Here is a 14,712-nt window from a genome sequence, read left to right on the forward strand (position 1 = left end):
CTACAGCGTAGGCGCAGGGAAAATCATGGGCGGACAAATGTTGCAGCAGGTGCTGAAACGATGCACTGCGTTTGGTTCGCTTTGGTCATAGCGTATTGGAAAAAATATTCCACGTAAAAAATTTATAGAATAATTATTGATTATTGCGCGCTGCTCGTTTTAGTCTGCACTCACCAACAGCGTTGGCGCCGGTGTCGGCGACAAGCGCAGGCTGATAAAAATAACAGGAGCCAGCATGGGCCAGACTCGTTTTGCCAGTGGGCGTCAATTGGATGTGATCTGCCTGGGACGCCTGGGCGTCGACCTCTACGCGCAGCAAGTCGGCGCGCGCCTGGAAGATGTTTCGAGCTTCGCCAAGTACCTTGGCGGTTCCTCGGCCAACATCGCGTTCGGCACGGCGCGCCTGGGCCTCAGGTCGGCGATGTTGAGCCGGGTAGGCGATGACCACATGGGCCGCTTCCTGGTGGAGTCCCTGGCCCGCGAAGGCTGCGATGTCAGCGGCATCAAGGTCGATCCCGAACGTCTGACGGCCATGGTCCTGCTGGGGATCAAGGACCGGGAAACCTTTCCCCTGGTGTTCTATCGGGAGAACTGCGCCGACATGGCGCTGCGCGCCGAAGACATCGACGAAACCTTCATTGCTTCCAGCAAGGCTTTGCTGATCACCGGCACGCATTTCTCCACCGACGGCGTCTACAAGGCCAGTATCCAGGCGCTGGACTATGCGCAAAAACATCAGGTCAAGCGGGTCCTCGACATCGATTACCGGCCAGTGCTTTGGGGCCTGGCGAGCAAGGCCGATGGCGAAACGCGGTTTGTGGCCGACCAGAAAGTCAGCCAGCACGTGCAGAGCATCCTGCCGCGTTTCGATCTGATCGTCGGCACCGAAGAAGAGTTTCTCATCGCCGGTGGTAGTGAAGATCTGCTGACCGCGCTGCGTACCGTGCGCTCGCTGACGGTGGCGACCCTGGTGGTCAAGCTCGGCCCCCAGGGCTGCACAGTGATCCATGGTGCCATTCCGGCCCGGCTCGAAGACGGCGCCATTTACCCTGGCGTGCGGGTCGAAGTCTTGAATGTACTGGGCGCCGGCGATGCGTTCATGTCCGGATTTCTCGCCGGCTGGCTGGAGGATGCCAGCGATGAGCGCTGCTGCCAGTTGGCCAATGCTTGCGGTGGGCTGGTGGTGTCGCGCCATGCCTGCGCCCCGGCAATGCCGACCCGGGCCGAACTCGACTATTTGTTCGACAGCCCGGTGCCCATCACCCGGCCGGACCAGGATGTCGTGCTGCAACGCTTGCATCAGGTCAGCGTGCCCCGCAAGACCTGGAAACAGCTGTTCATCTTCGCCTTCGACCATCGTGGACAGCTGGTGGAACTGGCCCAGAAGGGCGGCCGCGAGTTGAGCAGCATCGGCGAACTCAAGCAACTGTTCATCCAGGCGGTGGCACGGGTCGAAGCCGACCTGCGGCACCAGGGCATCGAGGCCGACGTCGGTCTGCTGGCCGACCAGCGCTTCGGCCAGGATTCGCTGAACGCTGCCACCGGCCGCGGCTGGTGGGTGGCGCGGCCGGTGGAAGTGCAGGGTTCGCGGCCACTGGCCTTCGAGCATGGGCGCTCCATTGGCAGCAACCTGATCGCCTGGCCACAGGAGCAGATCATCAAGTGCCTGGTGCAATTTCACCCGGACGACGAACCGCTGCTGCGCCTGGAGCAAGAGGCGCAATTGATGGGGTTGTACAAGGCCTCCCAGGCCAGCGGCCATGAATTGCTGCTGGAAGTCATTCCGCCCAAGGATCATCCATCGCCGCACCCGGACGTGCTCTATCGCGCCCTCAAGCGCCTCTACAACCTGGGCATCTTCCCGGCGTGGTGGAAGATCGAAGCCCAGGGCGCGGATGAATGGCAGCAGCTCGATGAGCTGATCCAACAGCGCGACCCGTATTGCCGTGGCGTGGTCCTGCTGGGCCTCAACGCCCCGGCCGCCGCGTTGGCCGAAGGGTTTCGCCAGGCCAGCCAGAGCAGCACCTGCCGTGGTTTCGCCGTGGGCCGCACGATCTTCCAGGAACCGAGCCGGGCCTGGCTGGCCGGGGAAATCGATGATGAAACGCTGATCCAACAGGTGCAGGGCCGGTTTGTGGAATTGATCGAGGCCTGGCGTGCTGCGCGAAGTTAGACATTGTGAATACTGAACCTGTGGGAGCGAGCTTGCTCGCGATAGCGGACTGACAGTTGACAATCAGTCGCCTGACCCACCGCTATCGCGAGCAAGCTCGCTCCCACAGGGTTCATTGCCGCCTTCAATGGTTATGAAAAAACAATAAAAGGTGCAGCCATGCCCGCTATTCGAATTGGCATCAACCCGATTTCCTGGAGCAACGACGACTTGCCATCATTGGGCGGCGAGACGCCGTTGAGTACCGCGCTGAGTGAAGGCAAAGCCATCGGCTACGAAGGCTTCGAGCTCAACGGCAAGTTCCCCAAGGACGCCAAGGGCGTCGGCGATGTGCTGCGGCCGTACGACCTGGCGCTGGTCTCCGGCTGGTATTCCAGTCGCCTGGCCCGGCGTTCGGCGGCGCAGGAGATCGATGCGATCGCCAGCCACGTCGAGCTGCTGGCGCAGAACGGCGCCAACGTGCTGGTGTACGGCGAGGTCGCCGATTCCATTCAAGGCCAACGCATTCCATTGGTCGAGCGGCCGCGTTTTCACACCGACGAAGCCTGGCAAGCCTACGCTGACAAACTCACCGAACTGGCGCGCTTCACCTTGTCCCAAGGCGTGCGCCTGGCCTACCACCACCACATGGGCGCTTATGTCGAGTCACCCGCGGACATCGACAAATTGATGGCCCTGACCGGCAGCGAAGTGGGCCTGTTGTTCGATTCGGGTCACTGCTACATGGGCGGTGGCGAACCGTTGCAGGTGCTGCGCAAACACATCGAACGGGTCTGCCATGTGCACTTCAAGGACGTGCGCAAACCAGTGGTGCAACTGGCGCGCAATAACCTCTGGAGCTTCCCCGACTGCATCATCAACGGCACCTTCACCGTGCCGGGGGATGGCGATATCGATTTCGCCGCGTTGCTCGATGTGCTGCTGGCCGCCGACTACCAAGGTTGGCTGGTGGTGGAAGCCGAGCAGGATCCTGCCGTAGCGCCGAGTTATGCCTACGCCAAGAAGGGCTACGACACCCTGCGTGCCTTGCTGGAAAGGAGTGCGTCATGAGCCTGTTGATCAAAAGCCATCCAGAGGGCCAGACCATGGTCCAGTTGCCCCGTGGAGAACTGGAGTACGTCGGCTTCGCCGCCTATCGCTTGAGCCTCGGTGAAACCCTACCGGTGGCCGCTGGCGACAAGGAATTGTGCCTGGTGCTGCTCAGCGGGCGCATCAGCCTCAAGGGCGAAGCGCCGGGGCAGGGCGCCTTCGATTGGGACAACCTGGGTGATCGCCAGTCGGTGTTCGAGGACAAGTCACCCTATGCCGCTTACCTGCCACCGGGCAGCCAGGCCCAGGTCACTGCCCTGAGCGATGTGCAGGTGGCGGTGTGTGCCGCGCCGGGTTCGGCGCGTAACGAATACGGCCCACGACTGATCCACCCGGAGAGCATGAAGCGCAGCGTGCGCGGCAAGGGCGCCAACACCCGTTATGTCTGCGACATTCTGCCGGACAGCGAACCGGCCCACTCGCTGCTGGTGGTGGAAGTGCGCACGCCGTCGGGGCACTCCTCGAGTTACCCGCCGCACAAGCACGACACCGACGACCTGCCACACCAGAGCTTCCTCGAAGAGACCTATTACCACCAGGTCAACCCGTCCCAAGGCTTCGTGTTCCAGCGGGTCTACACCGACGACCGCAGCATCGACCAGGCCATGGCCGTGGAAAACAGTGACCTGGTGGTGGTGCCCAAGGGTTATCACCCGGTCAGTGTGCCCTACGGGTACGAGTCGTATTACCTGAACGTCATGGCCGGCCCGAAGCGGGTCTGGCAATTCCATAACGATCCGCAGCACAGCTGGCTGCTGGATCTCTGACCCCACACATACGCAGGGAGAACAAGCAATGAGCGACGCCCCGGTAGTAGGCCATTACATCGACGGTCGAATTCAGGCCAGCGACAACGCGCGCCTGAGCAATGTCTTCAACCCGGCCACCGGTGCGGTGCAGGCCCGGGTGGCCCTCGCCGAACCGAGTACCGTTGACGCAGCGGTGGCTTCGGCGCTGGCGGCGTTCCCGGCCTGGTCCGAGCAGTCGTCCCTGCGCCGTTCGCGGGTGATGTTCAAGTTCAAGGAATTGCTCGATCGGCATCACGACGAACTGGCGCAGATCATCAGCCGTGAACACGGCAAGGTGCTGTCCGACGCCCACGGTGAAGTCACCCGGGGCATCGAGATCGTCGAGTACGCCTGCGGTGCGCCGAACCTGCTCAAGACCGATTTCAGCGACAATATCGGCGGTGGCATCGACAACTGGAACCTGCGCCAGCCCCTGGGTGTTTGCGCCGGGGTCACGCCGTTCAACTTCCCGGTGATGGTGCCCTTGTGGATGATTCCCCTGGCGCTGGTCGCCGGCAACTGCTTCATCCTCAAGCCTTCGGAGCGCGACCCGTCCGCCAGTTTGCTGATGGCCCGCTTGCTGACGGAAGCCGGTCTGCCGGATGGCGTGTTCAACGTTGTCCAAGGCGACAAGGTGGCGGTGGATGCGCTGTTGCAGCACCCGGACATCGAAGCGATTTCCTTTGTCGGCTCCACACCGATCGCTGAGTACATCCACCAGCAAGGCACGGCGCACGGCAAGCGCGTCCAGGCACTGGGCGGGGCGAAGAACCACATGATCGTCATGCCCGATGCCGACCTCGACCAGGCGGCAGACGCGTTGATCGGTGCGGCCTACGGCTCGGCCGGCGAACGCTGCATGGCGATTTCCATCGCCGTGGCGGTGGGGGATGTGGGGGATGAATTGATTGCCAAACTGTTGCCCCGTATTGATCAACTGAAGATCGGCAACGGCCAGCAGCCCGGCACCGACATGGGGCCGCTGGTCACCGCCGAGCACAAGGCCAAGGTGGAAGGTTTCATCGACGCCGGCGTGGCCGAGGGCGCGCGTCTGATCGTCGATGGCCGTGGTTTGAAGGTGCCGGGGGCCGAGCAGGGGTTCTTTGTCGGCGCGACGCTGTTCGACCAGGTTACCGCCGAGATGAGCATCTACCAGCAAGAGATTTTCGGGCCGGTGCTGGGGATTGTCCGTGTACCGGATTTCGCCACGGCGGTGGCGCTGATCAACGCTCATGAGTTCGGCAACGGCGTGTCGTGCTTCACCCGTGACGGCGGCATCGCCCGGGCGTTCGCCCGCAGCATCAAGGTCGGCATGGTGGGCATCAACGTGCCGATCCCGGTGCCCATGGCCTGGCATTCCTTTGGTGGCTGGAAGCGTTCGCTGTTCGGCGATCACCATGCCTACGGTGAAGAAGGGCTGCGCTTCTACAGCCGCTACAAAAGCGTGATGCAGCGCTGGCCCGACAGCATCGCCAAGGGGCCCGAGTTCAGCATGCCGACTGCCCAATAACCCGTTTTTTACAGTGCCGGAGGGAGAACAACAATGAATAAGCCCCTGCGTTTTGCCTTGAATCGAATGGTTGCCCCGCGCCTGTCACTGCCCGAATTCATTGACCTGGCGCTGGCGTTGAGAACCGATGCCATCGAGATCCGCAACGATCTGAAGGGTGTCGAGATCGAAGACGGCATGCCGCCCGGTCGGGTGCGCGAGTTATGTGAGGAAAGGGGCATCAAGGTGTTGTCGATCAATGCCCTGTACCCCTTCGACGTGTGGAACGAGGAGCGTCGGACCCAAGCGGTGAGGTTGGCCGACTACGCCCGCGAATGCGGCGCCGAAGGGCTGGTGATGTGCCCGCTCAATGACCGCGCCGACCCGCGCAGCGAAGCCGAGCGCGCCGCAGGGCTGCGTACGGCCCTTAGCGAACTGGCGCCGATCCTACGCGCCTTTGGCATCTACGGTTTCATCGAGCCTCTGGGTTTCGAAGAGTGCTCGCTGCGGCGCAAGCGCACGGCAGTGGACGCGATCCAGGCCATCGGCGGGCTGGATGTGTTCCGCCTGGTGCACGACACCTTTCACCATCATCTGGCGGGGGAGCAGGCGTTTTTTCCCGAACTGACCGGGCTGGTGCACATCTCCGGCGTCGAGGATGCCCAGGCGCCCTTGGCGACGATTCGCGACGGTCACCGGGTGCTGGTGGGCGCGGCTGACATTCTTGGCAATGCCGCGCAGATCGAGGCGCTGCGGGCCGGGGGCTACGAGGGCTACCTGTCCTTCGAACCGTTTGCCGAGAGCGTCCATGAACTGGCCGACATTCGCCAGGCGTTGGGGGCGAGCATGAATCACCTGCAAAGCTCACAGGCCTGACCCGACTTCCTGAATGATGGAGAACCCCTTGTGGGAGCGAGCTTGCTCGCGATGACGGCGCCCCAATCAATGCATGCGTCGCCTGACACACCGCTATCGCGAGCAAGCTCGCTCCCACACTTGACCGAGTTGCGTTTGAAAAGGTGCAAGCATGACCACAACACGACTGACCATGGCCCAGGCCCTGGTGAAATTCCTCGATAACCAGTACATCGAGGTCGATGGCGTCCAGAGCAAGTTCGTCGCCGGGGTGTTTACCATTTTTGGCCACGGCAACGTGCTGGGCCTGGGCCAGGCGCTGGAGCAGGACAGCGGCGACCTGGTGGTCCATCAGGGCCGCAACGAGCAGGGCATGGCCCATGCCGCCATCGGGTTCGCCAAGCAGCACCTGCGGCGCAAGATCTACGCCTGCAGCTCGTCGGTGGGCCCTGGTGCGGCGAATATGCTGACCGCCGCGGCCACCGCCACGGCCAATCGCATTCCGCTGCTGCTATTGCCCGGCGATGTCTACGCCAGTCGCCAGCCGGACCCGGTGCTGCAGCAGATCGAACAGTTTCACGACCTGAGCATCAGCACCAACGACGCCTTCAAGGCCGTGAGCAAATACTGGGACCGCATCAACCGCCCCGAGCAGTTGATGACCGCGGCGATCCAGGCCATGCGCGTGCTCACCGACCCGGCTGAAACCGGCGCGGTGACCCTGGCGCTGCCCCAGGACGTACAGGCCGAAGCCTACGATTATCCGGACTACTTCCTGCAAAAACGCGTGCACCGCATCGACCGCCGTCCGGCCACCGAGGCAATGCTCGGCGACGCCCGGGCGCTGCTCAAGGGCAAGCGCCGACCGTTGATCATCTGTGGCGGCGGGGTGCGCTACTCCGGTGCCAACGCCGCGTTGCAGGCCTTCGCCGAGCGTTTCGACATTCCCTTCGCCGAGACCCAGGCCGGCAAGAGCGCCGTGGTGTCCAGCCACCCGCTGAACGTCGGCGGCGTCGGTGAAACCGGTTGCCTGGCGGCGAACCTGCTGGCCAAGAAAGCCGACCTGATCATCGGCATCGGCACGCGCTACAGCGATTTCACCACCGGCTCCAAATGGTTGTTCCAGCACCCGGATGTGCAGTTCCTCAACCTCAACATCAGCCCCTGCGACGCCTTGAAGCTCGACGGCGTGCAGCTGCTGGCCGACGCCCGCTCGGGCCTGGAGTCACTGTCCGCCGCGCTGGGCGACTATCGCGCTGAATGGGGCGGGCAGATCGCCGACGCCAAGGCCCAGTTGGGCGCCGAGGTCGATCGGATCTACCAGGCCGATTATCAAGCCGAGGAGTTCCTCCCGGAAATCGACGACCACATGGATCCGGCGGTGTTTCGCGAATTCATCGAACTCACCGGTTCCTGCCTGACCCAGAGCCGCGTGCTGGGCACCCTCAACGAAACCCTGGCCGACGATGCGATTATCGTCGCCGCCGCCGGCAGCTTGCCCGGCGACTTGCAGCGCGCCTGGCGCAGCAAGGGCGTGAACACCTATCACGTCGAGTACGGCTATTCGTGCATGGGTTATGAGGTGAACGCGGCCTTGGGCGTGAAACTCGCCGAGCCCGATAAAGAGGTGTACGCCCTGGTGGGCGATGGCTCCTACATGATGCTGCACTCGGAACTGGCGACTTCGATCCAGGAGCGCCGCAAGATCAACGTGGTGCTGCTGGACAACATGGCCTTCGGCTGCATCAACAATCTGCAGATGGGAAATGGCATGGACAGCTTCGGCACCGAGTTCCGTTTCCGCAACCCGGACACCGGCAAGCTCGACGGCGCCTTCGTGCCGGTGGACTTCGCCATGAGTGCCGCGGCCTACGGCTGCAAGACCTACAAGGCGACGACCCTGGAGGAGCTGCGCGCGGCCCTGGCGGATGCGCGGCGCCAGACGGTCTCCACCTTGATCGACATCAAGGTCCTGCCCAAGACCATGATTCACAGCTACCTGTCGTGGTGGCGTGTGGGCGTGGCGCAAGTCTCCACCAGCGCCCGCACCGATGCCGTCGCCAAGACCCTCAATGAACGACTGGCCAAGGCCCGTCAATACTGATTGCCCCAACCCTACGAAAGGAGTTCTACATGTCTTTGAAGCTGGGCGTCATCGGCACCGGGGCCATCGGCCAGGACCATATCCGTCGTTGCAGCCAGACCTTGCTCAACAGCCAGGTGGTGGCGGTGACCGACATCAACCTGCAACAAGCGGCCAAGGTCGTTGCCGATCTCAAGCTGACCGCCGAGGTCTACCCTGACGGCCATGCGTTGATCAAGGCGCCGGACGTGGAGGCGATCCTTGTCACCTCCTGGGGCCCGAGCCATGAAGAATTCGTGCTGGCGGCGATTGCGGCGGGCAAACCGGTGTTCTGTGAAAAGCCACTGGCGGTCACGGCCGAAGGTTGCCGCAAGATCGTCGAGGCCGAAGTGGCCCATGGCAAGCGCCTGGTGCAAGTCGGTTTCATGCGCCCCTACGATGAAGGCTATCGGGCGCTCAAGGCGGTGATCGACAGTGGCCAGATCGGTGAGCCGCTGATGCTGCACTGCGCCCACCGCAACCCGAGCGTGGGCGAGAACTACAAGACCGACATGGCGATCACCGACACCTTGATCCACGAGCTGGATGTGTTGCGCTGGTTGTTGGCCGATGACTACGTGTCGGTGCAGGTGGTGTTCCCACGCAAGACCAGCAAGGCCCTGGCTCACTTGCGGGACCCGCAGATCGTCCTGTTGGAAACCGCCCGGGGCACGCGCATCGACGTCGAGGTGTTCGTCAATTGCCAGTACGGCTATGACATCCAGTGCGAAGTGGTGGGGGAGACCGGCATCGCCAAGCTGCCGGAACCGTCCCAGGTGCAACTGCGCAGCGGCGCCAAGCTGTCCAATGCGATCCTGATGGATTGGAAGGACCGCTTCATCGCCGCTTATGACGTCGAGTTGCAGGCCTTCATCGACGGTGTGCGTGCCGGGCAAGTGGGTGGGCCATCGGCCTGGGATGGGTTTGCGGCGGCGGTGGCGGCGGATGCCTGTGTCGAAGCGCAGCAGAGCGGGCAGATCGTCAAGGTCGAGCTGCCCGAGCGCCCGCGTTTCTACGGCTAACCCCAATCCCCCTGTGGGTGTGCAGTCAAATGGTGGGGGCGAGCTTGCTCGCGATAGCGGTGGGTCAGTCAACCTGATGAAGGCTGGTCCGCCGTCTTCGCGAGCAAGCCCGCTCCCACAGTCGACTGCGTTCCCTCAAAGGTACTCGGTCAAATGGTGGGAGCTGAGCTTGCTCGCGATGGCGTAGTGTCAGTCGACATCAATGTTGAATGTATCGCCGTCTTCGCGAGCAAGCTCAGCTCCCACAGGGATTGCATTCATTCAGTGATTAACAAGGAGCTTTCATGCGAATCGGACTAGTCGGCTACGGCAAGGGTGGGCGGTTCTTTCATGCGCCGCTGATCAGCAGTCTGCCGGGGGCTACGTTCGTCGGCGTGGTGACCCGGTCCGCCGAGCGCCGCCAACAATTGGCCAGCGATCACCCGCAGGCCCAGGCCTTCGACACCCTCGAACAATTGGTAGCGGCCGGTGTCGATGCGGTGGTGGTGTCCACGCCTTTGGACGGTCGCCCGGCCATTGTGATGCAGGCCATCGAACTCGGCGTGGCGGTGGTCAGCGACAAACCGTTCGCCCCTGACGCCGCGCAGGCCGAGACGATGGTGTTGGCCGCCGAACGTCGCAAGGTGCCCTTGAGCGTGTACCAGAACCGCCGCTGGGATTCGGATTTCCTGACCCTGCGCAAACTATTGGCCTCCGGGGCGCTCGGGCAAGTCATTCGTTTCGAGTCGAGTGTCGAACGTTATTCGCCAACCTCGGTAGGCAAAGGCAGCGGTGGTGGGTTCCTGCGCGATTTGGGCAGCCACTTGGTGGACCAGGCGCTGCAACTGTTCGGGCCGGTGGTGCGGGTCTACGCCGAGCTGGACTACCGACAGCCGGACCAGGTGTTCGACAACGGTTTCTTCATGTCCTTGACTCATGCCAGCGGCGTAGTCTCCCACTTGAGCGGCAATTGCGTGCAAAACGCACCGCGTCCGCGCTTTCGGGTCAACGGCACCCAGGGCTGCTACACCGTCGACGGCTTGGACGGGCAGGAGGCTCAGGCATTGGCCGGCCTGAGCCCAGCGACCGAGGGCGAGCGCTGGGGGGCTGAAGAACATCGGCGCTGGGGCTGGTTCGAACACGGCACCGAGCGCGAGCGGGTGACCTCGGAGCGTGGCTGCTGGCTGACGTTCTACCAACACTTGCAAAGCGCGTTGCAGGGCACTGGCCCGCTGCCGGTGGAGGCCCGTGATGCGTTGGCGACCACCCGCATCCTCGACGCCGCCAGGCAGAGTGCCGGGCAGGGCGAAGTGGTGCGGTTGTCCACTCCAGTGGGTCATGGAATAAAAAAACGAATAAAATTCTAAAATCAGTTGATATGGAAAATATTTTCCAATAAAGTCGATTCCAGGTTACCGACAACCCTGTTTGTCTTCCGCCAAGCCAGCCTTGAACGGATGACAGACGAAACAAAAACAAGAAACACAGCTAGGTACCGTCGATGAAAACCTTCAGCCGCTCTGCGTTTCACCTGCCACGTCTGCTGCGCCTGTCCGCAGCCTTTCCTCTGTTCGAATCCCTGTGTATCCAGCGCAACGGCGCCGTGGTCTGTTGCATGCCCGGCGCGCCCATCGTGCGCTTGCCCCGTTCCTGATCCGCTACGCCTTATCCATAAAACCAACAAAAAAGTGGAGAAAGACCGTTCATGAAGACCAAGACCCGTATCGCCTCGCTGGCCCTGTCGTTGATGCTCACCAGCGGCGCTGCCCTGGCGGACCTGAAGATCGGCGTCAGCATGTCCCAGTTTGATGACACCTGGTTGACCTACCTGCGCGAATCCATGGACAAGAAAGCCAAGTCCCTGCCGGACGGCGTCACCCTGCAGTTCGAAGATGCCCGCAGCGACGTGGTCAAGCAGCTGAGCCAGGTGGAAAGCTTCATCAGCCAGAAGGTCGATGCGCTCATCGTCAACCCGGTGGACACCGCCGCGACCCAGCGCATCACCAAGGCCGCCGTGGCGGCCGGCATCCCGCTGGTGTACGTCAACCGCCGCCCGGACGATCCGAAGTTACCGGAAGGCGTGGTCACCGTGGCCTCCGACGACCTGGAAGCCGGTCGCATGCAGATGCAATACCTGGCTGAAAAAATGGGCGGCAAGGGCAACATCGTGATCCTCTTGGGTGACCTGGCCAACAACTCCACCGCCAACCGCACCAAGGGCGTCAAGGACGTGCTGGCCAAGTACCCGGGCATCAAGATCGAACAGGAACAGACCGGCATCTGGTTGCGCGACAAGGGCATGACCCTGGTCAACGACTGGCTGACCCAGGGACGCGAGTTCCAGGCGGTGGTGGCCAACAACGACGAGATGGCCATTGGCGCCGCGATGGCACTCAAGCAAGCGGGCACCGAGAAAGGAAGCGTGTTGATTGCCGGGGTCGATGGCACGCCGGACGGTTTGAACGCGATCAAGAAAGGCGAAATGGCGGTCTCGGTGTTCCAGGACGCCAAGGGCCAGGCCGATGGTTCGATCGACACGGCGGTGAAAATGGTCAAGAAGCAGCCGGTCGAGCAGGCTGTCTGGGTGCCGTACCGCCTGATCACGCCGGAAAACGTCGATCAGTTCAAGTGACGTTCAACCCGGTCCCACCACAACAATAAGCAGGCAAGGTTGCAACGCCGACCTTGCCGAGGGAGTACCTGATCATGTTCGCTTCAGCGACTGCTTCGAGCGCCCCGGCCATGACTTTCCAGCCGGATGTATCACTTGATGAGCCGTACCTGCTGGAAGTCGTCAATGTCAGCAAGGGCTTTCCCGGTGTGGTGGCCCTGTCCGATGTTCAATTGCGGGTACGCCCCGGTTCCGTGCTGGCCCTGATGGGCGAGAACGGTGCGGGCAAATCGACCTTGATGAAGATCATCGCCGGCATCTATCAGCCCGACGCCGGTGAACTGCGCCTGCGCGGCAAGCCGGTGACGTTCGACACGCCGCTGGCGGCGTTGCAGGCCGGCATCGCGATGATCCATCAGGAACTGAACCTGATGCCCCACATGAGCATCGCCGAAAACATCTGGATCGGCCGCGAGCAGCTCAACGGCCTGCACATGGTCGACCATGGCGAGATGCACCGTTGCACCGCCCGGCTGCTGGAGCGCCTGCGCATCAAGCTCGATCCCGAGGAGCAGGTGGGCAACCTGAGCATCGCCGAGCGGCAGATGGTGGAGATTGCCAAGGCCGTTTCGTATGACTCCGACATCCTGATCATGGACGAGCCGACCTCGGCCATCACCGAGACCGAAGTCGCCCACCTGTTCTCGATCATTGCCGACCTCAAGTCCCAGGGTAAGGGCATCATCTACATCACCCACAAGATGAACGAAGTGTTCGCCATCGCCGATGAAGTGGCGGTGTTTCGCGACGGCGCCTACATCGGCCTGCAACGGGCCGACAGCATGGATGGCGACAGCCTGATTTCGATGATGGTCGGGCGCGAACTGAGCCAGTTGTTCCCGGTGCGGGAGCAACCCATCGGTGAGTTGGTGCTGTCGGTGCGCGACCTGAGCCTGGACGGCATTTTCAAAGGCGTGTCCTTCGACCTGCATGCCGGGGAGATCCTGGGCATCGCCGGGTTGATGGGCTCGGGCCGGACCAACGTGGCCGAGGCGATTTTCGGCGTGACCCCGAGCACTGGCGGCGAGATCCGGCTGGACGGCCAACCCGTGCGCATCAGCGACCCCCACATGGCCATCGAGAAGGGCTTCGCGCTGTTGACCGAGGACCGCAAGCTCAGCGGCCTGTTCCCGTGCCTGTCGGTGCTGGAGAACATGGAGATGGCGGTGCTGCCCCATTACGTCGGCAACGGTTTCATCCAGCAGAAAGCCCTGCGCGCCTTGTGTGAGGACATGTGCAAGAAGCTGCGGGTCAAGACCCCGTCGCTGGAACAGTGCATCGATACCTTGTCCGGCGGCAACCAGCAGAAAGCGCTGCTGGCGCGCTGGCTGATGACCAACCCGCGCATCCTGATTCTCGACGAGCCGACCCGCGGCATCGATGTGGGCGCCAAGGCCGAGATCTATCGGCTGATTTCCTACCTCGCCAGCGAAGGCATGGCGGTGATCATGATTTCCTCGGAACTGCCGGAAGTATTGGGCATGAGCGACCGGGTGATGGTGATGCACGAAGGTGACCTGATGGGCACCCTCGACCGCAGCGAAGCGACCCAGGAACGAGTGATGCAACTGGCTTCGGGCTTGTCCTGATTGCCTGCTGGTAGAGAAGTGACATCGAGCAATATTCCCGTGGCGAGGGAGCTTGCTCCCGCTGGGGCGCGAAGCGGCCCTGTTCAAGAGCAACGGCGGCGCCCAGCGGCGACGAGCGCCCTGGACAAAGAATAAAAAGGTGAATGGCTATGAACGCGATACTGGAAAACAAACCCGCGGCAGCACCGACCAGGTCCCGGCGGCGCCTGCCGACGGAACTGAGCATCTTCCTGGTGCTGATCGGCATCGGCCTGGTGTTCGAAATGTTCGGCTGGATCATGCGTGACCAGAGTTTCCTGATGAACTCCCAGCGCCTGGTGTTGATGATCCTGCAAGTGTCGATCATCGGCCTGCTGGCCATCGGCGTGACCCAGGTGATCATCACCACCGGTATCGACTTGTCGTCCGGCTCGGTGCTGGCGTTGTCGGCGATGATCGCCGCCAGCCTGGCCCAGACCTCGGACTTCGCCCGGGCGGTGTTTCCCTCGCTGACGGATTTGCCGGTGTGGATCCCGGTGGTGGCGGGGCTCGGGGTGGGGCTGCTGGCCGGGGCGATCAACGGCAGCATCATTGCCATTACCGGCATCCCGCCATTCATCGCCACCCTCGGCATGATGGTCTCGGCCCGTGGCCTGGCGCGCTACTACACCGAAGGCCAGCCGGTGAGCATGTTGTCCGATTCCTACACCGCGATCGGCCATGGCGCCATGCCGGTGATCATCTTCCTGGTGGTGGCGGTGATCTTCCACATCGCCCTGCGCTACACCAAGTACGGCAAGTACACCTACGCCATTGGCGGCAACATGCAGGCGGCGCGGACCTCGGGCATCAACGTCAAGCGCCACCTGGTGATCGTCTACAGCATTGCCGGGTTGCTGGCGGGCTTGGCCGGCGTGGTGGCTTCGGCGCGAGCGGCGACCGGGCAGGCGGGCATG

General features: G+C 62.6%; 12 protein-coding genes. All 12 read left to right on the plus strand.

Annotated elements, in window-relative coordinates; all coding sequences use genetic code 11:
• Positions 1 to 235: 235 nt before the first annotated feature.
• Complete coding sequence (iolC, locus tag J4E53_RS25950) at positions 236 to 2,173, plus strand: bifunctional 5-dehydro-2-deoxygluconokinase/5-dehydro-2-deoxyphosphogluconate aldolase (RefSeq protein WP_103310802.1); 1,938 nt, start codon at positions 236 to 238, stop codon at positions 2,171 to 2,173.
• Positions 2,174 to 2,332: 159 nt separating this feature from the next.
• Entirely contained in the window at positions 2,333 to 3,223 is an 891-nt protein-coding gene (iolE, locus tag J4E53_RS25955) for a myo-inosose-2 dehydratase (RefSeq protein WP_103310801.1), read from the plus strand.
• Positions 3,220 to 4,029 (plus strand): 5-deoxy-glucuronate isomerase, encoded by an 810-nt coding sequence (gene iolB, locus J4E53_RS25960; RefSeq protein WP_103310799.1) that lies wholly within the window; start codon positions 3,220 to 3,222, stop codon positions 4,027 to 4,029. The genes iolE and iolB overlap by 4 nt, the downstream gene beginning before the upstream one ends.
• Before the next feature lie 28 nt (positions 4,030 to 4,057).
• Complete coding sequence (locus J4E53_RS25965; RefSeq protein ID WP_103310797.1) at positions 4,058 to 5,560, plus strand: CoA-acylating methylmalonate-semialdehyde dehydrogenase; 1,503 nt, start codon at positions 4,058 to 4,060, stop codon at positions 5,558 to 5,560.
• A 33-nt stretch (positions 5,561 to 5,593) separates the two neighbouring features.
• Positions 5,594 to 6,415 (plus strand): TIM barrel protein, encoded by an 822-nt coding sequence (locus J4E53_RS25970; protein ID WP_060741735.1) that lies wholly within the window; start codon positions 5,594 to 5,596, stop codon positions 6,413 to 6,415.
• Between the two features lie 151 nt (positions 6,416 to 6,566).
• Positions 6,567 to 8,498 (plus strand): 3D-(3,5/4)-trihydroxycyclohexane-1,2-dione acylhydrolase (decyclizing), encoded by a 1,932-nt coding sequence (iolD, locus tag J4E53_RS25975; RefSeq protein ID WP_103310795.1) that lies wholly within the window; start codon positions 6,567 to 6,569, stop codon positions 8,496 to 8,498.
• A gap of 29 nt (positions 8,499 to 8,527) precedes the next feature.
• Positions 8,528 to 9,538 carry a Gfo/Idh/MocA family protein gene (locus tag J4E53_RS25980; RefSeq protein WP_060741737.1) on the plus strand — a complete coding sequence of 337 codons (1,011 nt, stop codon included), beginning with the start codon at positions 8,528 to 8,530 and terminating at the stop codon, positions 9,536 to 9,538.
• A gap of 284 nt (positions 9,539 to 9,822) precedes the next feature.
• Positions 9,823 to 10,884, plus strand: coding sequence for a Gfo/Idh/MocA family oxidoreductase (locus J4E53_RS25985; protein WP_103310793.1), 1,062 nt, complete (start codon positions 9,823 to 9,825; stop codon positions 10,882 to 10,884).
• Between the two features lie 134 nt (positions 10,885 to 11,018).
• Entirely contained in the window at positions 11,019 to 11,171 is a 153-nt protein-coding gene (locus tag J4E53_RS25990; protein WP_177431741.1) for a hypothetical protein, read from the plus strand.
• Between the two features lie 51 nt (positions 11,172 to 11,222).
• Entirely contained in the window at positions 11,223 to 12,149 is a 927-nt protein-coding gene (locus J4E53_RS25995) for a sugar ABC transporter substrate-binding protein (RefSeq protein WP_060741739.1), read from the plus strand.
• 74 nt (positions 12,150 to 12,223) lie between these two features.
• A complete protein-coding gene (locus J4E53_RS26000; protein ID WP_060741740.1) occupies positions 12,224 to 13,777 on the plus strand; it encodes a sugar ABC transporter ATP-binding protein in 1,554 nt (517 codons plus the stop codon).
• A gap of 149 nt (positions 13,778 to 13,926) precedes the next feature.
• The coding region (locus tag J4E53_RS26005) for an ABC transporter permease (protein WP_207268211.1) at positions 13,927 to 14,712 on the plus strand (786 nt) is incomplete at its 3' end.

The organism is Pseudomonas sp. FW305-28 (assembly GCF_017351395.1).
GTDB classification, from domain to species: domain Bacteria; phylum Pseudomonadota; class Gammaproteobacteria; order Pseudomonadales; family Pseudomonadaceae; genus Aquipseudomonas; species Aquipseudomonas fluorescens_AA.

Coding starts and splice junctions, on each gene's coding strand:
- J4E53_RS25970 (WP_060741735.1), top strand. CDS start 5,594: ATGAATAAGCCCCTGCGTTTTGCCTTGAATCGAATGGTTGCCCCGCGC.
- iolD (WP_103310795.1), top strand. CDS start 6,567: ATGACCACAACACGACTGACCATGGCCCAGGCCCTGGTGAAATTCCTC.
- J4E53_RS25990 (WP_177431741.1), top strand. CDS start 11,019: ATGAAAACCTTCAGCCGCTCTGCGTTTCACCTGCCACGTCTGCTGCGC.
- J4E53_RS25985 (WP_103310793.1), top strand. CDS start 9,823: ATGCGAATCGGACTAGTCGGCTACGGCAAGGGTGGGCGGTTCTTTCAT.
- J4E53_RS25995 (WP_060741739.1), top strand. CDS start 11,223: ATGAAGACCAAGACCCGTATCGCCTCGCTGGCCCTGTCGTTGATGCTC.
- iolB (WP_103310799.1), top strand. CDS start 3,220: ATGAGCCTGTTGATCAAAAGCCATCCAGAGGGCCAGACCATGGTCCAG.
- iolC (WP_103310802.1), top strand. CDS start 236: ATGGGCCAGACTCGTTTTGCCAGTGGGCGTCAATTGGATGTGATCTGC.
- J4E53_RS25965 (WP_103310797.1), top strand. CDS start 4,058: ATGAGCGACGCCCCGGTAGTAGGCCATTACATCGACGGTCGAATTCAG.
- J4E53_RS26000 (WP_060741740.1), top strand. CDS start 12,224: ATGTTCGCTTCAGCGACTGCTTCGAGCGCCCCGGCCATGACTTTCCAG.
- iolE (WP_103310801.1), top strand. CDS start 2,333: ATGCCCGCTATTCGAATTGGCATCAACCCGATTTCCTGGAGCAACGAC.
- J4E53_RS25980 (WP_060741737.1), top strand. CDS start 8,528: ATGTCTTTGAAGCTGGGCGTCATCGGCACCGGGGCCATCGGCCAGGAC.